This is a genomic window from Zooshikella sp. RANM57, from assembly GCF_050749885.1.
Taxonomy (GTDB): domain Bacteria; phylum Pseudomonadota; class Gammaproteobacteria; order Pseudomonadales; family Zooshikellaceae; genus Zooshikella.
On sequence record NZ_JBOIUB010000009.1, the window covers coordinates 67,493 to 89,718 of the forward strand.

Sequence of the window (22,226 nt, forward strand, 5' to 3'; positions counted from 1 at the left end):
CGGAGCGGTAGCTCAAGTTGATTTTATAAATTTAATGAAAGCATGACACTATGGTTTCGTTCCTTTATGCAGTGCGACTATACCTCCCGTCATATTGTGATAGCTCGTGCGAACAAACCCGGCATCTTTCATCATTCGTTCTAATGTTTCCTGGTCAGGGTGCATACGGATAGATTCAGCAAGATAGCGATAGCTGTCACTGTCCTTGGTGATTAACTTGCCCAGCAAAGGTAGTACCGCAAATGAGTAAGCATCATACATCTTACTCATTATAGGGTTATTGGTTTTGGAGAACTCAAGGATCAGCAAGCGCCCGCCAGGCTTTAGTACCCTGTGCATGGACTTAAGTGCTTCTTCTTTATGAGTCACATTACGTAAACCAAAAGCAATGGTAATACAGTCAAAGGTATTATCCGCAAAGGGCAGTTTTTCTGCATCTGCTTGTACATACTCAACATTACCGCAAACTCCTCGATCAATGAGTCGGTCACGACCTACCTTCAGCATTGAGTCATTGATATCGGCGAGAACGACTTGGCCATCCACTCCTACAAGGTTGGCGAATTTAAGGGTGAGGTCACCTGTGCCGCCTGCAATATCTAATACTTTATTGCCTGTGCGAACACCACTAAGCTCAATGGTAAAGCGTTTCCAGATTCGATGAATGCCCATCGACATGAGATCATTCATCAGATCATATTTTGGCGCTACAGAGTGGAAAACATCAGCGACTAACTTGGCTTTTTCGCTTTCATTAACTTGTTGGTATCCAAAATGGGTCGTGTTCTGATGGCCATCTGATGGCTTATTATTTCCAGACATACGCGCCTCTATCAATGGAAAAAGTAAAATAGTTTTTGAGTGAAGGTAGGGTTTTTCCTATTGGAAAGATGCCTATCCATGTAATGATGTTTAGAAATATACCCTTCACAAATGACTTTACCGCTTTGTGATCATTGATCTTCACTCCAATCACCTATTATTTACAGGTTTATGGGGCCTTACAGAAAAAACAGTGGTATTGGGTATAGAGCGTGGAAATCAGCCTTTACTCAATAAATTTAATAACACTCACATCTGGGTCTCTACTTGCTCCAGCGTGGTGAAGCTGTTGCAGATAGTTATCCCAGTATTGTTGCTGATGACAACATAAGTCGTACAAATAGTCCCAGGTAAATAGTCCGCTATCATGGCCATCATCAAAGGTGATTTTTAACGCATAATGACCAATAGGCTCAACCTGTTGTATGTTCACTAAACGCTTTCCTGTTTGCAATACAGCTTGGCCTTGGCCGTGGCCACGAACTTCCGCTGAGGGAGATAATACTCTTAATAATTCACACGATAATTCAAACTGTTCGCCATTGCCGTATGAGAGGCTTATCTTACGTGATTTTTTGTGGAGTTTGATATCGGTCAGCAAAGGTGTATTCATAGTGTTGCTGGTGATCGTGATTGTTTCAGATGATAGCTCGCGTTGATTGTAGACTACTCTTAGGCAGATTGGGAGAGAGGTTTTAGCTGGTAAGCCTATAGACGCAGTGGAAGGGCGCTATTTTGAGAATTAAAGTAGAGAAGAAATACATCATAAAGGATCTGAATGAGCTTAAAGTGATAAAGCTCATTCAGAAACAACATAGAGTTTGGTTTTGCTAAGTTACTATAAAATGTAGCGACTTAAGTCTTCATCTTGAGCCAGTTTGCCTAAATGCTCATCAACATATTTGGCATCAATTGCAAGTGGCTTATCATTGTACTCTGAGCTTAAGTCTGCAGCACTGAAAGATATTTCTTCTAATAGTCGTTCCATCACCGTATGTAGGCGGCGAGCACCAATATTTTCAGTACTTTCGTTGACTTGCCATGCTACTTCTGCAATACGTGTGATTGCATCTGTCTTGAATTCAACATTCAGACTTTCAGTCGCAATCAGTGCTTGATATTGCTCTGTGAGAGATGCATCAGGCTCTGTCAAAATACGCTCAAAATCCTGAACAGTCAGTGCATTAAGCTCAACCCGAATGGGTAGACGGCCTTGCAATTCAGGAATTAAGTCTGAAGGCTTGGACAAGTGGAATGCACCCGAGGCAATAAAAAGTATATGATCTGTTTTGATCATGCCAAATTTAGTGTTGATGGTGCAGCCTTCGATTAAAGGTAGCAAGTCACGCTGTACACCCTCACGGGACACATCCGCATTGCTGCCAGCAGAACGCTTGGCAACCTTGTCAATTTCATCAAGAAAGACAATACCATTTTGTTCAACAGACTCAATGGCACTGGCTTTAAGCTCATCTTCATTAACCAGCTTAGCTGCTTCCTCATCCTGAACCAGTTTGAACGCATCCTTTATTTTTAGTTTGCGTGCTTTTTTCCTGCTTGAGGACATATTGGAAAAAATATTTTGCAGCTGGCTTGTCATTTCTTCCATGCCTGGAGGAGCCATAATTTCTACGCCTACAGGGGAATCTTTGACTTCAATTTCAATTTCTTTGTCATCAAGCTCGCCTTCTCGTAATTTTTTACGGAAGACTTGTCGAGTGCTTGAGCTTTCACGCTCTTGAGCACTGTCTTCAAAGCTGCGAGCGGGTGGTAGTAACGCATCCAGAATACGTTCTTCGGCAGCATCTAACGCAAGATGTTTTACGCGTTCCATAGCTTGCTCACGCTTCATTTTGATAGCTGCATCTACCAGGTCACGCACGATCGATTCAACATCGCGCCCTACATAACCTACTTCAGTAAATTTGGTGGCTTCAACTTTAATAAAGGGAGCATTAGCCAGTTTAGCCAGGCGACGGGCGATTTCAGTTTTACCCACCCCTGTAGGGCCAATCATTAAGATATTTTTAGGGGTTATTTCATTACGCAGATCAGCATTGACCTGCATTCTACGCCAGCGATTACGTAATGCGATCGCTACAGCTCTTTTGGCTTCAGCCTGGCCAATAATATGTTTGTCCAGCTCGTGAACAATTTCCCGTGGAGTCATATTTGACATGGTAAACCTGTGATATCTAAAAGGTAAATCTTACTCACAATACGACGTGTCGTGCTCTTGTGTCCTGGCTCAGCGTTTACTCACAATCAAGCTCTTCAATGGTGCGATTGTGGTTGGTGTAGATACAAATATCTCCAGCGATCTCCAGGCCTTTTTCCACAATGTCGCGAGCGGATAATTCAGTGCTTTCTAGTAGAGCGCGAGCAGCAGATTGAGCAAATGGACCTCCTGAGCCAATAGCAATTAACCCATTTTCAGGTTCAACAACATCACCGTTACCTGTGATAATGAGCGAGGCTTTTGAGTCTGCAACTGCCAATAAGGCTTCTAAGCGTCTAAGGGCTCGGTCTGTACGCCAGTCTTTTGCTAGTTCGACGGCCGCTCGTACTAAGTGACCTTGATGTTTTTCCAGTTGTGCTTCAAAACGTTCAAACAAGGTGAATGCATCAGCGGTTCCACCAGCGAAACCCGCAATCACGTTGCCATTGTATAACCGTCTTACTTTGCGAGCATTTCCCTTTAAGACGGTATTACCCAGGGTCACTTGGCCATCACCACCAATAACGACTTTACCATTACGACGTACAGACAGGATGGTTGTGCCTCGATACTGTTCCAATGTGAACTCCTCTGATCTTGCTTGGAAATAACGCTGTCTGAACATATTCAGTTTGCCGAAATATTGTCTAACTCTCTGTGTATTAAGAAGACAATACTGGCATGGGCCAAAATACGCTTGTCTGCACCAAAAGTGAGCTGGTGAGTTCGGTTGGTTCAGTGCGTCATAATGGAGCCTGGTAACAGGCTCAGGTATGTTTTCAATATGGGGTAATTAATGAATAATTCAAGTACACCAGGCGAGGGGAAAATGCTACTTAAGCTGAAGCGCAATAGCGTCAATATTATGCTGTGCTAAATTGCCCTTAACACTCACCATTTGTTGCTTATTGGCAAATGGTCCCACTTGCACACGATACCAGGTTTCTCCATTACGAATGTTAACAGGTTGGGTCTGTGCAGTTAGACCGAGCAGTATGAGTTCTGCGCGTCGACGGTCTGCATCCTGTCGGCTCCTAAACGATCCAGCCTGAAGCGCGTACTGAGTTTGAGCTGCTTTTTCAGGGGGGGTAGGGGCTGGGCCTTCTTTTTTAGGCTGTGTTAATTTGGCTGGTAGTACTTCATTGTCTTCAACATTTTGTACAACGGTTTCAGACTCCGTTAATAGCGTATAAAAGTCAAAGACAGCTTTAGATGTACTACCTGATTGCTGCTCTGAAGCAGGCTTATTACTGGTAGTGACCTTTTTGCGAATATCACTCGCATTAGGAACGAGCTTGATCAGAAAAGCTAAAAAGAGTCCAACCACAACACCTGTGACTAACCAAGGGAGTCCAGAGGGGCGTGCTTGTTGAGTTTGTTTGGGTTTACGACTTGCACCGCGTTTAGACATAGTTTTATGTTTCTTACTTACCTATGTGAAAAGATTATCAAAAAATTGAAAAATGTCTTCCTTCGTTTTTGAATTACATGCCACATGCTGAATTTAACATCTATTAGTAGTATATATAGTTTGTTAATTTAATAGACTATATATATTGCAGGTGTATTCAGTTTAGTCATTAAAAGTTTGAGATTTATTGTTTAGATATGGCACTTGAGATGTATTCTGAAGGCAGCAATTGATGTGTATTATGCCAAAGCTTATTTGAATTATCAGTAGCCGAACACTAAAGTTGTTTTGATGTCAAGATTCGGCTAGTATGCACGCGCTATGAAACATATTTTAGGTAAGACAGTACAGAATTTTTATGGAGGTGTTACGCCCATAACTCTTTATTGGGGGACATCTGCATTATTACCATTCCGACGAGGCTTTTCATTACTGCAGTTATGATGGCAAGCCTGTCGGTCTGTGCTCGTAGAATGTAACACAAGCCCGATTAGCATTGCTAATCGGGCTTTTTGCTTATGCATCTGGTAACAGCAAACAAAGGAAATCTGATGAACATTCGCCAGTTTTTAGAATCCGAAGTTAGCCGGGCGTTAGTTGCCGCTGGGGCACCAGAAGGAACTCAAGCAATGGTACGAACCAGCGCGCGAGCCAACTTCGGTGACTATCAGGCTAATGGAGTAATGGGTGCTGCGAAAAAGCTTGGCAAGAATCCTCGTGAACTGGCTGAAGATGTAATTCGACAACTCAGTTTGGCTGATGTGGCTGAAAACATAGAGATCGCAGGCCCTGGCTTTATTAACATATTTTTAAAGCCCGAATGGATGCAGCAGCAACTCCAACATTGGACAACAGATCCTAGAGTTGGGGTGCCTAAAGCAGATAAATCAAAGACGATTGTAATTGACTATTCTTCGCCTAACTTAGCAAAAGAAATGCATGTAGGTCATTTGCGTAGCACCATCATTGGTGATGCCGTGACTAGAGCCTTTGAATTTTTAGGTCATAAAGTTGTTCGGCAAAACCACGTAGGTGACTGGGGAACCCAGTTTGGGATGCTGATTGCTTATATGGAGCGGTTAGCCGCAGAAAACCCTGATGCGGTTTCTATGGAACTGTCTGATCTGGAAACTTTTTATCGCGATGCTAAAAAGTCTTTTGATGAAGATCCAGAATTTGCTGAAGTGGCTCGTGAATATGTGGTTAAGCTGCAAAGTGGTGATGAGCATTGCAAAAAGCTATGGGAAAAGTTCATTGATATCTCATTGAACCATAGTGAAGAAATTTACCGTCGGCTCAACGTGTCACTGACACGTGATAATGTTATGGCTGAAAGTGCCTATAACGATGATTTGCCTAACGTGATTAAGTTACTTGAGGAAAAAGGCCTACTAACTGATGACCAGGGCGCTAAGGTTGTCTTTTTGGATGAGTTTAAAACCAAAGACGGCGACCCAATGGGTGTCATTATTCAGAAAAAAGATGGTGGCTTTTTATATTCAACAACAGACTTGGCAGCTATACGTTATCGTTGTCATACACTGCATGCTGATCGTGTACTGTATTATGTTGACGCACGACAAGCGCAGCATTTTGAGCAGGTTTTCTCAATTTGTAAAAAAGCTGGATTTTCTACACCTCGCTGTTCGCTAGAACACCATGCTTTTGGCATGATGCTAGGTGATGATGGCAAGCCTTTTAAAACCAGAGCGGGTGGGGTTGTAAAACTTGCAGAGTTATTAGATGAAGCTGAAGATCGTGCAGCTACATTGATAGCACAGAAAAGTCCTAACTTAGATGAGGAGCAAAAAGTAGACGTTATTCGTGCTGTTGCAATGGGCGCGATTAAGTATGCTGACCTTTCTAAGAATCGTACCAGTGATTACATTTTCAACTGGGATAATATGCTGGCGTTTGATGGTAATACAGCGCCTTATATTTTGTATGCTTACACTCGTGTAAAAAGTATTTTCCGGAAAGCCAGCGTGCAAATGGAAGACTTGTCAGGTGAGTTGATGGTAGCCACGTCTGAAGAGCGTACGTTGGCAATGAAGTTGATGCAGTTTCATGAAACCCTTGATGTTATGGTCGCTGAAGGCCAGCCACATCTGTTATGTGGCTACTTATATGATGTAGCGGGTACATTTATGACCTTCTATGAAGCTTGTCCAGTGAATAAGCCTGGTGTGGAAGAAGCAACTAAACAGAGTCGTTTACTGCTTTGTGCATTAGTGGCTAATACCCTTAAAGCAGGGCTTGATGTGTTGGGTATTGATACGGTTGAGCAAATGTAAAATTTTTTACTGTAGTTGGTTGTGAAAAAAGGGCTTTTTTAAAGCCCTTTTTTTGTTGTGTTTTACATCATATCCTGAGGGTCAATGTCCACAGACCAGCGTACTTTACGAGCAAGTTTAATCATCGCTTGAGTTCCACTTTCAAGTTGATGGGTGGCAAAAGTAATCGCTGAGTGCAGTGGTTGTCGGGAGAGACTGCTGATGAGCAGTTGCCATCGATACCAACTCTGCCTTTTTTCCATGGGGGCTGGAAGGGGGCCAAGCAACGTAACGCCTAGAGGACCATTCAAGTTATTGTACTGCAGGAAATGATCAATTAATTCTCGAAGTTGAAGCAATAGCTGCTCACCATCTTCTTGGTTTTTACACTCGACTCGAAATAGTCCTAAATAGCTGTAGGGCGGTAAGCTAAGCTTTTCTCGTTCAGCTAACAGTGTTTTTGTAAAAACCTCATACCCTTCTGTGACTAAGCTATTTAGTATCGGACTTTCAGGGTGATGAGTTTGTATAATCACTTCCCCTGCTAGTTTTCCCCTACCGGCTCGCCCCGCTACTTGAGTCACGAGTTGTCCCAATCTTTCTAAGCCACGAAAATCAGTACTGAACAGCCCTGAATCTGCATCCAGAATGGCAACCAGCGTCACTTTAGGAAAATGATGACCTTTGGCCAGCATTTGAGTACCTACCAGGATGGCGGGCTTGCCTTGGTGTATATCACTAAAGAGTTGTTGTAAACGGGTTTTACCTCGTGTGCTGTCACGATCGATGCGAATAATGGGAATAGGGTCAAACTGACTCAGTAGAAAGTCTTCAATACGCTCAGTGCCAGCACCCACAGGAAATAGACTTGAAGTGTTACAGTGCCCACAGCGTACAGGAATAGATTGCTGATGGTCACAGTGATGGCAGTGTAAATGAGGTGGCTGACGGTGAATGGTGAGGTGAGCATCACAGTCAGGACAGTCTGCAACCCACCCACACTCATGGCAAAGTAGAGTAGGTGCATAGCCTCGACGATTAATAAAAATGAGTACTTGCTGACCTTTTTCCAGGTGTTGCGTTATTTTTTGCTGTAATGCTGAAGATAAGCCTGCCTGTAACGTTTCCCCTCGAATATTAAGCAGCTCTATGCTGGGAGGTTTAGCTTGTCCTGCTCGCTGATTTAAATGTAACTGTCGGTAGCGATGGGTTTTAGCATTATGAATAGACTCTAGGGATGGGGTTGCACTACCCAGTACAATAGGAATGTTGGCTTGTCTGGCGCGATAAATAGCAATATCGCGGGCTGAGTAGCGTAAACTGTCTTGCTGTTTATAGGATGCATCATGTTCTTCATCAATGATGATTAAACCAGGCTTAGCGAGGGGGGTGAATACGGCTGATCGTGTACCAATAATAATTCCCACTCGATAATCAATAGCTTTTTGCCAGGCAAGGTAACGCTCACTATCGTTTAGTCCTGAATGAATAACAGCGATGGGTACTGCAAAACGTTGCTCAAAGCGGTGTAATGTTTGTGGAGTTAAGCCTATTTCAGGAATGAGTACCAGCGCTTGTCTACCAGCTTTTAGCGTTTGCTCAATCAGTTGTAAATAGACCTCTGTTTTGCCGCTGCCAGTAATGCCTTGTAACAAGAATACCTGAAACTGCTGTGTAGCTTGCAGTACCTGCTGTACAACATGAGCCTGCTCGGGGTTCAGAGTTAAGGGTGCTTCATGCAGTATGCTTTGAGGCATGGTATGAAGCGTTGGTAGATTTTCATAAATACACTCTGCTTCTCCTTTTTTCTCCAAAGCTGAAAGCGTTTGGCCGCTGACTCCTAAGCTTTTTAGCATGGGCTCATGTAAGCCTTTTAAATGTTGTTTTAATAACTGCCAGGCAGCCAGTTGTAGCTTAGCATTGCGTGCTATATGGCTAGGGGCTTCTGCATGAGGGTAGGTAAGACGCCATAGTTTTCGAGTTTGTTGAGCAACGGGTTTACCTTGTCGTAACGCCGTGGGAGTGGCAGTACTGATTGTTTCCCCAAGACTATGGTGATAGTAGTGGGCAACCCACCGGCAAAGCTCTAGCAAGTCTCTGGGGATGATGGGGTGTTCATCGAGCACTTGCTCGACACGCTTTAAGTTGGCTAGAGGAATATCTGTTTTCGTGGTAATGCTAATAAGAACGCCAATAAGTTTTCGGGGACCAAAGGGTACTTTGAGTCGAATACCAAGAGTTAAAGAGTCAATACCTGATTTAGGAGGAAGGTAGTCAAATACTCTACGTAACGGGGTTGGCAAGGCCACCTGAAGGTAATGTGTTGGCTCTGACTTGGCGTAGTTGCCCATAATGATGCGATCAATAAAGGTTTAATAAGGCTGCTCAAAATAGCACATCATAACAGGCAATTTCTGTTTAAGCGTAGTGTTCTAGCGCTTGCTATAGATATCCACTATAGGATAAATAATGACCAGTGATTGCTGGAGGTTGCCATTACTATACTTTCTGGTAAGATGCCCGGTCAGTTTTATTTAGGTGGCAATGTACGCTTGCATTTCCACCCTAGCATGCTTTAAGTGCTAAATATATTATTTACATAAGTGCGGTGCCTGACAAAGCGTTTAGGTAGATGGTTCGGGTAGCGGCACATGATGCAAGAGGAAATGTCATGAAAGCAGAAATTCATCCAAATTATGAGACAGTTGACATCACTTGTAGCTGTGGCAATGTAATCAAGACTAAGTCCACTGTCTGCAAAGATTTTAGCATTGAAGTATGCTCTGCTTGCCACCCGTTCTACACTGGTAAACAAAAGATTCTTGATACTGGTGGCCGTGTTGAACGCTTTAAGAAACGTTTTGGTATGCGCACTACACGTAAAGCATAATACCAACGAGCAGATACTTTCTGAGAAGGCGTTGATAATCAGCGCCTTTTTTGTTTTAACCGTTTTTTATCTATCACCTTCAATTGCTTCAACTTCTCCTCCAAGTTCCTTTTCTACTGCAGTTTCTTATCAATCAACAACGCAGCCCAGTTGTATTAAACCCAAAGGAAAACAACAGCTACTCCATAATCCTGTGGTGATTGATGGTGATACCCTCTATGCGAATAAACAAAAAATCCGTCTAATAGGCATTAATACACCTGAGATAGGCTATGATGGCCGCCCCTCAGAGCCTTATGCACTCACGGCAAAAGAAGAAGCCAAGCATTGGTTAGCAAAATACTCAAAACACCTGGTTTTGATAACAGGAAAACAGCAATATGATCACTATGGAAGAAGGTTGGCATATGTTGTTAATCTGCAGGGAGAGCTACTTTCTGAGTATTTATTGCTTAAAGGATTAGGTTTTTATATAGCCATTCCACCTAATATTGACTTGTTGTCTTGTTTTGTTGCAGCTGAGCAGCATGCTCGAAATAACAAGCAAAATATTTGGCAGGATTTGTCACCAACAGGTGCAGATCATATTCGTCAATCTGGCTTTCAGCTTATATATGGCACGGTAACGCAAGTCATTGTTACCCGAAATCATTGGTGGGTAATTTTGGGTGTTAATAATGTGGCATTAAATATTAAGCAGAAGGATCAACACTTTTTCAGTGTGGAGTGGGTCAAAAAGTTAGCGAATACAACAATAGAAGTGCGTGGCTGGTTAATTGATCGGCGAAAAAAAGGGCGTAAACTGCCAAAGCACTATGCTCGTTGGTTGATGCCTGTGAGGCATCCCGCAGTGATTCAGCTAAAAAAATCCTCAATAAGTGTACACTAGTCTTATTGTGCTAATGTCTGGCAACATGCATGAAATTGTAAATGCTCATGAAACGTATCATACCTTCACTCTCTTTTTATAAGAATTTGATCTTGGTTCTGCTGGTAGGGAACTGTTTTTATCTTTCTGGCTGTGCGGTTAACCCTGCAACGGGTGACTATGACTTTGTCTTAATGAGTGAACAGGATGAGCAGAAGGTTGGACGCCAAAATAACCAGCAGATCCGCAAACAGCTTGCCATACTCGAAACCACAGAGTTACAACGCTATGTCCAACAAGTTGGACTTAAGATAGCCCGTGTAAGCCACCGTCCGTCATTGCCTTACCAGTTTGCTGTGATTGATTCTCCTGAAGTGAATGCCTTTGCTTTGCCTGGTGGTTATATCTATGTTTACCGTGGGTTGCTGGCTTATCTGAATTCAGAGGCTGAATTGGCCGCTGTATTGGCGCATGAAATTGCGCATGTAACCGCAAGGCACAGTGTTCAACAGCATGGCATGAGCACTGCCAGTAATGTATTTGGTAAAGTGGTTGCAGCCTATACAGGAATAGGTGTCGCAGGCGATTTAACTAATATTTTAGGTAGTGCTGTCGTGAGAGGATATGGTCGAGAACATGAGCTTGAAGCCGATGGTTTAGGCGCTGCTTATCTCGCTAAAGCTGGCTATAACCCTCAAGCCATGATTAGCGTGGTGAAAATACTGAAACACCATGAAATATGGGCTAAAAAGCAGGCTGAAGCTGAGGGTAAAGAGGTAAGTACTTATCACGGTATTTTTTCAACACACCCTGATAATGACACACGATTACATGAAGTAGTGACAAGTGTAGCCACCACATCTCAAGGACATATGTTTTCTGAGCGATACCTGCAGAAAATAAATGGTTTAGCTTTTGGGGAAAGCGTCAACAGTGGTGTAACTGTCGATAGCCAGTTTTTACATAAACCGATGAACTTTAAATTACGTTTTCCCCACCACTGGAAAATTATTAATACACATGCTCACTTAGTCGCTCATCCTATTGAACAAGAAGCCATTTTTGTTATGGAGCAAGGCCCAATCAAAAATGGTTTTAGACCTGATACTTACTTAAAATCGCTGGCTGACCAGCGTTATCGATTACGAGGAGGGGAGTCTATTCATATAGGCAATACCATTGGTTACACGGCAGTTGTTCAACCTAAGTTGGGTGGAAGCTATATACGTTTGGCGATTTTGTTTCACCAGGGAAAGGTATTTATTTTACAGGGGCAAGTGAAACAGAGTTCAGCATTTACCAGCTATGATGTGGAGTTCTTGCAAATCATTAAGAGCTTTCAACCGCTGCCTCGACAAGATTACCAACGCGCAGAAGGGAAAAAGCTTAGACTTATCAAAGTAACGCCTGGTATAACATTTTCTAAATTGGCAAATAGCAGTCCTTTGAAGGAACATGCTGAGCTTCAACTACGTTTAATCAATGACATGTATCCTAGAGGCGAACCGAAGGTGGGCCAATGGTTGAAGGTAATAAAATAAAACAAGTGTTTTTTAAAGTAGCAAATTTAACATATAAGCTTGGTAACACGTTGACACATGATTAAGTAAAATTGACTATTAAATTTTGTGAGTGTTTATGCAACATTGCCTGCTTGAGGGAGAAATGCCTTTTCTTTAAGCCTTTTAAATTAACAACAAATAATTGGAAAACAACGCCATGTCCGAGGACTTGAGAAACGCTGCACTGGAGTATCACGCCAATCCTATACCAGGAAAAATCAGTATTGAGTTGACTAAACCTGCTGAAACTGCACGACATTTAGCGCTGGCATACAGTCCAGGTGTTGCAGAACCGGTTCGCGAAATCGCCAAAGATCCTGAAAATGCATACAAATACACTGGTAAAGGAAACTTAGTTGCTGTCATTAGTAATGGCTCAGCCATTTTAGGGTTAGGTAATTTAGGCGCTTTGCCGAGCAAACCTGTTATGGAAGGAAAAAGCTTATTGTTTAAGCGCTTTGCAGGTATAAACTCTATTGATATTGAAGTTGACTCCGAAAGCCCACAGGCATTTATCGACACAGTGAAGCGCATTGCCATTAGTTTTGGTGGCATTAATTTAGAAGATATCAAAGCACCAGAGTGTTTTGATATTGAGCGTGAGTTGATCGAGCTTTGTTCAATTCCTGTGTTTCATGATGACCAGCATGGAACGGCTATTGTGACTGCTGCAGGTATGTTGAATGCGTTGGAGCTAGCAGGCAAGTCAATCAGTGATGTTGCTATGGTCTGTTTAGGTGCGGGTGCTGCAGCGATTGCTTGTTCTAAGTTACTTATTTCTTGTGGCATGAAGCCTGAAAATATTTATATGCTTGATCGTAAAGGTGTTATACACAGTGGTCGAACTGACTTAAACCAGTATAAAGCAGCTTTTGCTAATGAAACTTCAAAGCGTACATTAGATGACGCTATCGAAGGCGCTGATGTCTTTTTAGGGCTTTCTGGACCTAATTTGCTGTCTCCTGAACAACTTAAGAAAATGGCACCAAACCCAATTGTGTTTGCCTGTTCAAATCCTGATCCTGAAATTAAACCAGAGCTTGCTTTATCTGTGCGTGATGATGCCATTATGGCTACTGGTCGTTCCGACTATCCTAACCAGGTTAATAATGTATTAGGTTTTCCATTTATTTTCCGTGGTGCGCTAGATGTGAGAGCCACTGTTATTAATGAAGAAATGAAGCTGGCTGCAGTTCATGCGTTAAAAGATCTTGCTAAAGAGCCTGTTCCTGAAGATGTTGTTAATGCTTATGGTGGTAAGTCACTCAGCTTTGGACGTGAATATATTATCCCCAAACCAATGGATATAAGACTGTTGGGCGCGGTATCAGCTGCTGTAGCCAAAGCAGCCGTTGATAGTGGTGTGGCCAAGCTTCCTTACCCAAATCACTATCCTCTGCAGGCGATTGAAGATATTAAGTAGTCTTCGTTAATGAAGCTAACGTATACAGACTAAAAAAAGAGCAAATAAAAAGGCACCTGTTCGGTGCCTTTTTTGTGACTAACGCTTTTCTTTTTTCTTACTAGAAAATCTCTTCTGTTTTGAGAGCATCATCATTGATACTTGGCATTGCAACTGATGGATCATACTCGGGTGCATTTTCTTTTAAGAAAATTTCAAACATTGCTCCTGGGGTTCCTGCAGCCACAGCCATACCCGTTTCTGGATCAACACGAACACGTACCAAGCCATCAGGCTGTGGTAGTGGATGTTCTGGTTTATCAGCTAGCGCTTCAGCCATAAAACGAATCCATACAGGTAATGCGGCTGTACCTCCATACTCTCTTCTACCTAGGGTTTTTGGTTGATCAAAGCCCACCCAAACAGAAGTTGCGATATCGGCATTAAACCCAGAGAACCAGGCATCTTTCTGATCATTTGTAGTGCCTGTCTTCCCTCCAAGATCACTGCGCTTTAATGCCAGTGCTCGGCGTCCTGTACCATGTTTTATAACATCCTGCAGGATGGTATACATAATATAGTTCACTCTTGGGTCCATAATTTGCTGTGCAGGATAAAAGCTGGAACCATCATCATCAGTCACAAGCAGTTCTGCTTCATCCGCTACTTTTGATGGGTCCGGTGATGGTGGACACGTTTTACAGACTTTATACGGCGTAGCCTGGTATACAGTTTCATCCAAGTGATCAATGCGACTGATAAAGTAGGGTTTTACCTGATAACCGCCATTCGCTAATGATGCATAACCTGTGGCAAGTTCCATTGGTGTAAAGTCTGCTGCACCTAATGCAAGTGATAGGTTTGGCACTAGCTTTTTCTCATCAAAACCAAAACGCGTTACATAGTTAATCGCTTTATCAACACCTATTGCTTGCAAGAGGCGGATAGATACAAGGTTACGAGATAAATAAAGTGCTTTGCGTAATCTGGTTGGTCCAAAAAACTTACCTCCCGCATTTTCTGGGCGCCAAACTTTCAAGTTAGCATCAGGCATAACAATAGGTGCATCATTGATGGTTGTTGCAGCCGTAAAACCATTCTCTAAGCCTGCACTGTAAATAAAGGGTTTGAAGTTTGAACCTACTTGACGAGCCGCTTGTGCTGCTCGGTTAAACTTACTGTGGCTATAATCAAATCCACCTACTACCGCGATAACTGCACCATCAGAGGGATTTAGAGAAACTAACGCACCTTGTACCTCAGGAGTATGACCAAGCTCGTAAGTGTCCTTACCACTTGGTTTAAATAACCTAATCAGGTCACCCACATTCACAACTTCTGCTGGGGATTTTGGCTGAGAACCCAGAGAGTTGACATTACGATAGCGACGTGCCCATTTCAGTCCTTCCCAGCTAACACTGGCAGGACCGTTTTTCATCATGACATCAATTGAGTCAGGACCGATATGCGTTACAATGGCAGGTTCCAGATTGCCAACAGTTGATGTTTGTTTTAGTTCTTTTTGCCAGGCTTCTTCATTGTACTCTGTGGGTGGTAATTGCTTCTCAGGGCCTCTATAGCCATGGCGCTGCTCATATTCCAACAAGCCTAAGTGTATGGCTTCCTGAGCAGAATTTTGAAGCCTACTGGATACGGTGGTGTAAACGGTGTAGCCATCAGTGTAAGCGTGAGAACCAAAGCGTTCAACCATGTCCTGGCGAACCATTTCTGCTAAGTAGGGTGCTTCTAGCTCAATTTTAAGTCCATGATAACTCGCGGTGATTGGTTCTGCGACCGCAGCATCATACTCATCTTGACTTATAAAGCTGAGGAAATGCATACGTCCTAAAATCCAGTTTCGGCGCTCTAAAGCGCGTTCAGGGTTTACTATGGGGTTATATGCCGAAGGAGCCTTAGGTAATCCTGCAATCATTGCAAATTGAGCTAAACTGAGTTGATCAATGGGTTTGCCATAATAAACCTGAGCAGCGGCAGCAATACCGTAAGCTCGGTTACCCAGGTAGATTTTATTCATGTAGAGCTCAATGATGTCACCTTTGGTGAGTTCCTTTTCAATCTGTAAGGCCAGTAGGATTTCATTGAACTTACGGGAGAAGACCCGTTCTCTGCTGAGGAAAAAGTTACGGGCAACCTGCATGGTGATAGTACTACCACCAGATTGTATGGCACCGCTTTTTAAGAGCTGAGCAACGGCTCGACCCAGACCTTTTGGGTCAACGCCATTGTGAGAAAAGAAACGGTTGTCCTCTGCAGCAACAAACGCATTGATCATTTGTTTGGGTGTGTCTTCGAAAGCAATAGGTGCGCGCCTTTGCTCACCAAACTCACCAATGAGTTTGTTATCGCTGGAGTATATCCGTAATGGGGTTTGCAAATTAATGTCACGTAAACTTTCAACAGATGGCAATGCTGGGCTAAGGTATAGGTATACACCCGTCAAAATGAGGAATGTGCCACATATTAAGAGAAAAGTGGTCCAAATAAAAAATCTGATCAGTGTCACAGTATTCCTCGTTTTTTTCTAGACATATTAAGGAGTTAGCGAAGTGGTTAATCAATTTTGCATTGTTTTAGTATCGATTATAAGGACTTTTTTTGCATTTCATATAATTGCGCGAATGTAAAGTCTGGTATTTAATGTAAATAATGAGCTTTTAACTGTAAGTGGCCGTCTTGATAGGGAATTATCCGTGTTAGGGTTCCTCAATAAGAAATCAAAGCCCGTTTTGGGGGTAGACATTAGCTCCACATCTGTCAAGTTGTTAGAGCTAAGTCGAAGTGGTAACCGATTCAAAGTAGAGGCGTATGGTGTAGAGCCTTTGCCGGAGAACTCGGTTGTTGAAAAAAACATCAACGACGTTGATGCTGTTGGCGAGGCTATTGCCAAAGCACTCAAAAAGTCGCGCAGTAGCTGTAAAGACGCTTCGGTAGCGGTTGCAGGCTCTGCAGTCATTACCAAACACATCGAAATGGATGCCTCGCTTTCTGAAGATGAAATGGAAAATCAGATTTCGGTAGAGGCTGACCAGTATATACCTTATCCACTTGATGAAGTAGCCATTGATTTTGAAGTTCAAGGTGTGTCACAGCGTAACTCTGAGATGGTTGACGTGTTATTAGCAGCATGTCGGCGGGAAAATGTGGAGATGCGTGAGGCTGTGCTTGAACATGCAGGGTTGACTGCGAGAGTAGTGGATGTTGAAGCTTATGCTATGGAAAGAGCATTTGAGCAAATTGCCAAGCAATTAAATCTGGATGATGAGCATCAGACTGTAGCCATTGTGGATATAGGCGCCACAATGACGACGTTGAGTGTACTGCACGAAGGGAAAACCATCTATACCCGAGAACAGTTGTTTGGTGGTCGACAGCTTACAGAAGAAATACAGCGACGTTATGGACTCTCTTTTGAGGATGCAGGGCTGGCAAAAAAACAGGGTGGTTTGCCTGATGACTATGAGTCTGAGGTGTTAATTCCTTTCAAAGAAGCTGTTGTTCAGCAGGTTTCCCGGTCATTGCAATTCTTCTACTCATCTAGCCAGTTTAACGATGTTGATTATATTGTCCTTGCTGGCGGTACATCGTGTTTAACTGATCTGGATAATTTGGTTCAGGAAAAAATTGGTAATTCAACAACGATAGCAAACCCATTTGCGGATATGGCGGTTGCTAGTCGAGTCAATGCAACGGCTTTAAGTAACGATGCACCTGCAATGATGATTGCCTGTGGTTTGGCCATGAGGAGTTTTGACTGATGGCAAAAATAAACCTTCTTCCATGGCGGGAAAAGCGAAGAGAAGAGCGGAAAAAACACTTTTTAACTGCGCTGGGGATAACAGTTGCGGTGGCTGCTGGATTGGTATTTTTAGGGGACCGACAGATTAATGGGGCCATTTCAAACCAGCAGGGACGGAATGATTTTTTAAAAAAAGAAATTGCCGCACTGGATACAAAAATTACTGAAATTAAAGAATTGAAAAAAAGGCGAGAGCAATTACTTGAGCGGATGAATGTTATCAAACGTTTGCAAGGAGATCGTCCCATTATTGTCAGAGTATTTGACGAGCTTGTTCGGGTTATTCCTGATGGTGTGTATTTTAACAACCTTGCGCTTTCAGGTAATAAACTTGCGATTACAGGAATAGCTGAGTCTAATAATCGTGTTTCAGCTCTGATGCGACAGTTTGATAGCTCTAAATGGTTTAAAGAGCCTAATTTAACATCAGTGAAAAGAGATCCTGCGAATAAGTCTATGAACCAATTCGTTATGGCGGTGTTAAAGACAACGCCTGAAGCTGATAAAAAAGATAAGGAGGAGTAACTATGAGTGTTGCTGATTCCTTTAAAAATATAAATGAGCTAGATCTTGAAAATGTTGGATCATGGCCAGCGCCGATAAAAATCGTTGCAGCAATTATTCTTTTTGGCGCTGTATTATTTTTAGGCTATAAATTTCATTTAGAAGAATTAAATAATCGATACGAAACGGTTCAGAAAGAAGAAGATCAGTTAAAAGAACAGTTCAAAATTAAAGCATTCCAGGCTGCAAACCTTGATGCTTATAAAACTCAGATGGTGGAGATGGAGCGTACATTAGGTGATTTGGTTAAACAACTACCTACAGATACAGAAGTTCCTGGTCTTTTAGAAGACATTAGCCGTGCAGGTTTAAGAAGTGGTCTATACTTTAATTCAATTGACCTGCTGCCAGAAGTTACAAAAGAGTTTTACATTGAGCTACCCATTGACATAAGAGTTCAGGGTAATTATCACGACTTAGGGAACTTTGTAAGTGCTGTTGCAAGTTTATCAAGAATTGTAACGTTAAATGACTTTGAAATTAATCCTCAGCAAAATAATGCTGAAATACTGACGATGAGAATTACTGCTAAGACTTATCGTTATAACGATAAGACTGAAGGAAACTAGGGGCTGGATATGAGCGGTTACACTAAAGTTTCCCTGGTAGCGTTATTGAGCAGTGCTGTGTTACTGGCTGGTTGTACGAGTAGGGAGTATGAAGATTTACAATCATTTATGGATGAAGTGAGAGCTCGACCAAAAGGGAATATACCACCTATTCCAATCGTTAAACCGTATGAAGCATTCACTTATAGTGCATCGGGGTTACGAAGTCCTTTTATAGCACCTATTCAGGTGACAGAAAAGGAAGATCAACAGGAGTCGTCGGTTAAGCCGGATTTTAACCGTCCAAAACAGTATTTGGAAAATTTTGGTATAGAAACATTCCAGATGGTTGGCAGTATCAGTAACGATGATGGTTTTTGGGCTTTGATTCGAGGAGGGGGAGGTGTCCATCGAGTCAAAGAGGGAGATTACTTAGGACGAAATCACGGCAAAATTATTTCAATTTCGGAGACAGAAATAAAAGTGACGGAAATTGTCCCAAGTGGTAAAGATAAGTGGGTAGAACGCCCTAGAACAATTGCATTAAATGAAGGGTAGGCCATTAAAGCACATCTTCGGGGGAAGTCTGTTTTATTCAATTCACTACTCCAGTGCTGGCTGTGCGAACTTTACACAGTAATGTGTAAGGCATGGAATCGCCCGCCTTTAAGGATTGGCTTGGAAACATTAATGCATATTTTTTTATAAATATGCTGGCGATTGCGGAATGAATTCGCTTGTTTATTAATGTTGAGCTGCTCTGGTTAAGGTTATTCAAGACTCAGTGATAATCGTGGTATTCAATAACATTGGTGGGTAAGTATGAACACCATACGCTTAAAAAAAGCTGGTTTGGCAATAGCCACTGTTTTGGCTTTCAACTCCTGGCAGGCGTTGGCATCAGTCATTACAGATCTGGATGTAGCCTCTCTTCCGGGGGAGAAAGTTGAATTAAAACTGCAGTTTGATGGTGCAGTGCCAACACCGAAAGGGTATACAGTTGAACGCCCTGCACGAATTTCTATTGATTTACCTGGTACACAGAGTGGCCTGGCGAAGAAATTCAATGAAATTGGTTTTGGTAATACAAAAAGTATTACTGTCTTAGAAACAAAAGATAAAACACGCCTGGTTGTTAACTTAAATCAACCGGCTAAATATGCGACTAGGATTGATGGCAATAATTTATATATTTTAATTGGGACGGAAGGGCAGGATCTGGCTGCTGCGCAACAGACTTCCCGGCCGGCTACACAGGCAAAATATACTCAAACTCCGCCAGCAGTTAGCAATAAACAAACAAGAAAAAAATTATATAACAGGAATGTCAAAGCTATTAGTAGTATTGACTTTGAACGCGGTACAGAAGGTGAGGGAAATATTGTTATTCAATTATCGAATCCTAATGTGCCCTTGGATATGAATGAACAAGGTGGACGGATTCGTTTAGAATTTCCTGAAACGCAAATCCCTACAAATTTACGTAATCGTCTAGATGTAGTTGATTTTGCAACACCAGTACACTACATCGATGCTACGGTAGAACGTGGTAATGCCGTTATCACAATCGAGCCAGAAGGCGAATATGATTATTTGGCTTACCAAACAGATAATACACTCACTATCAGTGTAAAATCTTTAACGGCTAAAGAAGTTGAACAATTAAAGAGAGACCGTGCGCTTTATACGGGAGAGAAGTTATCCCTTAATTTCCAAAATATTGATGTTCGATCTGTATTACAATTAATTGCTGATTTCACTGATTTAAACTTAGTGGCCAGTGATACGGTTGCAGGTGATATTACACTCCGTCTCCAAAATGTTCCCTGGGATCAAGCGCTTGATCTTGTTTTAAAGGCGAAAGGATTGGATAAACGGCAAGTGGGTAACGTGTTAATGGTTGCCCCAGCAGAAGAAATTGCTGCACGAGAAAAGCAAGAGCTGGAAAATAATCAACAAATAGAAGAGCTTGCTCCGACATACACGGAGCTAGTGCAAATTAACTTTGCTGATGCGAATGAAATAGCGGGTATTTTACAAGGTTCTTCTGGAGAAGGTGGTGTTCAGTTACTTTCTGAAAGAGGTACGGTGCAGGTTGTTAATCGCACTAATAGTCTTTTAATAAAAGATACGCGGGCCAAGCTGGATGAAATGCGGGATTTGCTTACAAAAATCGACATTCCTATCAAGCAAGTGATGATTGAAGCTCGGATTGTTACGGCTGATGTTGATGTTTCTAGTGACTTAGGGATTGAATGGAGTGGTGGTAAGGTTAAGAAAGGTGGTAAGTGGCGGTTAGGCGGGACTGGAGATGAAAATACTACAGGATCAACTACTCCTGGCAATAACACCTTAGTTAATTTACCTCTCTCTCCTGCTACAAGTACATTCAGTATTGGTTTTGTATCTAATAGTGCAATATTGAATTTAGAGTTGAGTGCCGTTGAGTCTGAAAATAAAGGAGAGCTGATTTCTCAGCCCAAAGTTTTAACTCAGGATAAGCAAACAGCAAGGATTGAGACCGGCCAAGAGGTTCCTTATCAAGAAGCAAGTTCCAGTGGTGCAACATCAACCTCTTTCAAAAAAGCAGTGTTATCTCTAGAGGTCACGCCCCAAATTACACCTGATGGACATATTTCTCTTAAAGTTGCTGTGACGAAAGATGCTGTTGCTGAGACTGAATTTAATGGTGCGCCAGCTATTGATACCAATGAAGTAAACACGACAGTACTTGTACCTGATGGTGAAACGTTAGTGTTAGGTGGTGTTTTTGAAGAAACAAATAGACAAGTAGACAGTAAAGTACCCTTTTTAGGTGATTTACCTGCAATCGGTCGATTATTTCGTAGAACAACAGATAATAATAAGAAAGAAGAACTGCTGATTTTCATTACGCCTAGAATTGTTGATAATGCGCTAACAAAACGCTAATTGACATGTATAGGCCATGATTAAAACGAGTATCTTTTTAGTTGGCCCGATGGGTGCTGGTAAAAGCACCATCGGGCGTTTGCTTTCTAAAGCTTTAGATGTTGAGTTCAAAGACTCTGATCGTGAAATAGAAGCGCGAACGGGTGCTGATATCCCCTGGATTTTTGATGTAGAAGGGGAAGAAGGTTTTCGTGACAGAGAATCAGCTATGTTGGAAGAGCTTACTCAACAGAATGGAATGATTTTGGCGACAGGTGGTGGCGCTGTTTTACGGGAAAAAAATCGTCGTATGTTATTACAGAGTACTGGTACGGTGATTTACTTGTATACGAGTGTTGAGCAACAACTAGCACGAACATTTCGAGATAAACGACGTCCATTACTACAAAACGAGAACCCTCAAGCGGTTTTAGCGAAATTGATGAAAATTCGTGACCCATTGTATAGAGAAGTGTCTGACTATATTATTACCACAGATAACAAAATACCTCGCACTGTGGTTAATGAGATTTGTCGAGTTATTCAACAGTAGATGTGTTGTGTATGTTTGATTGAGTTTTAATACTCGATTGACTATGGACTTTGTAGCAGTGTTTTTTTAAACACTGCAGTAAGTGATGTACATCTACTTCCTTATATTGTTTATGTCAATTCATTTGCAACTTGTCTTACAATGCTTGCAGTCTCTTCCTTAAATTGGTATACAAGTATTGTCCTTGCTGGTCATGGTCTAGCTTGGTGGAAACACCGGAGCGGTGATGCGCCGTTCTTGCTTATTACTATGCACTGTACACAAGGAAGGCTATTTCAGGCTCGCTTTGCCACTATATACCGTTATGGTAACCAGCGACCTGAGCCAACCACGCAATCGCGGTTTCGCTAGTTACCATAACGGTATATAGTGGCGCGATCCAGTGAGC

Annotated in this window: 18 protein-coding genes; 11 read left to right on the forward strand and 7 right to left on the reverse strand. The window is 42.3% G+C overall.

Annotated features, from left to right (window positions below; all coding sequences use genetic code 11):
• Window positions 1-48 precede the first annotated feature (48 nt).
• The 5 genes from ubiE to ACQ96U_RS18350 all read right to left on the reverse strand — a co-directional run bounded on the left by ubiE (window position 49) and on the right by ACQ96U_RS18350 (window position 4,451).
• Entirely contained in the window at window positions 49-822 is a 774-nt protein-coding gene (gene ubiE / locus ACQ96U_RS18330; RefSeq protein ID WP_431722713.1) for a bifunctional demethylmenaquinone methyltransferase/2-methoxy-6-polyprenyl-1,4-benzoquinol methylase UbiE, read from the reverse strand.
• Window positions 823-1,048: 226 nt separating this feature from the next.
• Entirely contained in the window at window positions 1,049-1,435 is a 387-nt protein-coding gene (locus tag ACQ96U_RS18335) for a gamma-butyrobetaine hydroxylase-like domain-containing protein (protein ID WP_431722714.1), read from the reverse strand.
• Window positions 1,436-1,660: 225 nt separating this feature from the next.
• Window positions 1,661-3,001, reverse strand: a complete 1,341-nt coding sequence (gene hslU / locus ACQ96U_RS18340) for an HslU--HslV peptidase ATPase subunit (protein WP_431722715.1) — start codon at window positions 2,999-3,001, stop codon at window positions 1,661-1,663.
• A gap of 76 nt (window positions 3,002-3,077) precedes the next feature.
• The gene (gene hslV / locus ACQ96U_RS18345) at window positions 3,078-3,620 is read right to left on the reverse strand and encodes an ATP-dependent protease subunit HslV (RefSeq protein WP_431722716.1); all 543 of its coding nucleotides are present in this window, start codon (window positions 3,618-3,620) and stop codon (window positions 3,078-3,080) included.
• 252 nt (window positions 3,621-3,872) lie between these two features.
• Window positions 3,873-4,451: an SPOR domain-containing protein gene (locus tag ACQ96U_RS18350; protein ID WP_431722717.1), complete on the reverse strand. Its 579-nt coding sequence runs from the start codon at window positions 4,449-4,451 to the stop codon at window positions 3,873-3,875.
• A 551-nt stretch (window positions 4,452-5,002) separates the two neighbouring features.
• On the opposite strand from ACQ96U_RS18350, the gene argS reads away from it, so the two are divergent.
• Window positions 5,003-6,745 carry an arginine--tRNA ligase gene (gene argS / locus ACQ96U_RS18355; protein WP_431722718.1) on the forward strand — a complete coding sequence of 581 codons (1,743 nt, stop codon included), beginning with the start codon at window positions 5,003-5,005 and terminating at the stop codon, window positions 6,743-6,745.
• A 62-nt stretch (window positions 6,746-6,807) separates the two neighbouring features.
• Here argS and ACQ96U_RS18360 read toward each other — a convergent pair whose 3' ends face one another.
• Window positions 6,808-9,075 carry a primosomal protein N' gene (locus ACQ96U_RS18360; RefSeq protein ID WP_431722719.1) on the reverse strand — a complete coding sequence of 756 codons (2,268 nt, stop codon included), beginning with the start codon at window positions 9,073-9,075 and terminating at the stop codon, window positions 6,808-6,810.
• A gap of 320 nt (window positions 9,076-9,395) precedes the next feature.
• On the opposite strand from ACQ96U_RS18360, the gene rpmE reads away from it, so the two are divergent.
• The 4 genes from rpmE (at window position 9,396) to ACQ96U_RS18380 (ending at window position 13,467) form a co-directional block, all read left to right on the forward strand.
• Window positions 9,396-9,614 (forward strand): 50S ribosomal protein L31, encoded by a 219-nt coding sequence (gene rpmE / locus ACQ96U_RS18365; protein WP_431722720.1) that lies wholly within the window; start codon window positions 9,396-9,398, stop codon window positions 9,612-9,614.
• Window positions 9,586-10,503, forward strand: a complete 918-nt coding sequence (locus tag ACQ96U_RS18370; protein ID WP_431722721.1) for a thermonuclease family protein — start codon at window positions 9,586-9,588, stop codon at window positions 10,501-10,503. The genes rpmE and ACQ96U_RS18370 overlap by 29 nt, the downstream gene beginning before the upstream one ends.
• A 47-nt stretch (window positions 10,504-10,550) precedes the next feature.
• Window positions 10,551-12,023 (forward strand): M48 family metalloprotease, encoded by a 1,473-nt coding sequence (locus ACQ96U_RS18375; RefSeq protein ID WP_431722722.1) that lies wholly within the window; start codon window positions 10,551-10,553, stop codon window positions 12,021-12,023.
• Window positions 12,024-12,201: 178 nt separating this feature from the next.
• On the forward strand, window positions 12,202-13,467 hold the full coding sequence (locus tag ACQ96U_RS18380) for a malic enzyme-like NAD(P)-binding protein (protein WP_431722723.1): 1,266 nt from the start codon (window positions 12,202-12,204) through the stop codon (window positions 13,465-13,467).
• Between the two features lie 100 nt (window positions 13,468-13,567).
• Here the strand turns inward: ACQ96U_RS18380 and ACQ96U_RS18385 are convergent, their stop codons facing one another.
• Complete coding sequence (locus tag ACQ96U_RS18385; protein ID WP_431722724.1) at window positions 13,568-15,970, reverse strand: penicillin-binding protein 1A; 2,403 nt, start codon at window positions 15,968-15,970, stop codon at window positions 13,568-13,570.
• 187 nt (window positions 15,971-16,157) lie between these two features.
• Here ACQ96U_RS18385 and ACQ96U_RS18390 point away from each other — a divergent pair, with 187 nt between their 5' ends.
• The 6 genes from ACQ96U_RS18390 (at window position 16,158) to aroK (ending at window position 21,838) form a co-directional block, all read left to right on the forward strand.
• Window positions 16,158-17,222 (forward strand): pilus assembly protein PilM, encoded by a 1,065-nt coding sequence (locus tag ACQ96U_RS18390; protein WP_431722725.1) that lies wholly within the window; start codon window positions 16,158-16,160, stop codon window positions 17,220-17,222.
• A complete protein-coding gene (locus ACQ96U_RS18395) occupies window positions 17,222-17,788 on the forward strand; it encodes a PilN domain-containing protein (RefSeq protein ID WP_431722726.1) in 567 nt (188 codons plus the stop codon). Before ACQ96U_RS18390 ends, ACQ96U_RS18395 begins: the two co-directional genes overlap by 1 nt.
• A gap of 2 nt (window positions 17,789-17,790) precedes the next feature.
• On the forward strand, window positions 17,791-18,396 hold the full coding sequence (locus tag ACQ96U_RS18400; protein ID WP_431722727.1) for a type 4a pilus biogenesis protein PilO: 606 nt from the start codon (window positions 17,791-17,793) through the stop codon (window positions 18,394-18,396).
• A 9-nt stretch (window positions 18,397-18,405) separates the two neighbouring features.
• Window positions 18,406-18,933, forward strand: coding sequence for a pilus assembly protein PilP (locus ACQ96U_RS18405; protein ID WP_431722728.1), 528 nt, complete (start codon window positions 18,406-18,408; stop codon window positions 18,931-18,933).
• 264 nt (window positions 18,934-19,197) lie between these two features.
• Entirely contained in the window at window positions 19,198-21,306 is a 2,109-nt protein-coding gene (pilQ, locus tag ACQ96U_RS18410) for a type IV pilus secretin PilQ (RefSeq protein WP_431722729.1), read from the forward strand.
• 16 nt (window positions 21,307-21,322) lie between these two features.
• The gene (gene aroK / locus ACQ96U_RS18415; protein ID WP_431722730.1) at window positions 21,323-21,838 is read left to right on the forward strand and encodes a shikimate kinase AroK; all 516 of its coding nucleotides are present in this window, start codon (window positions 21,323-21,325) and stop codon (window positions 21,836-21,838) included.
• Window positions 21,839-22,226 lie beyond the last annotated feature (388 nt).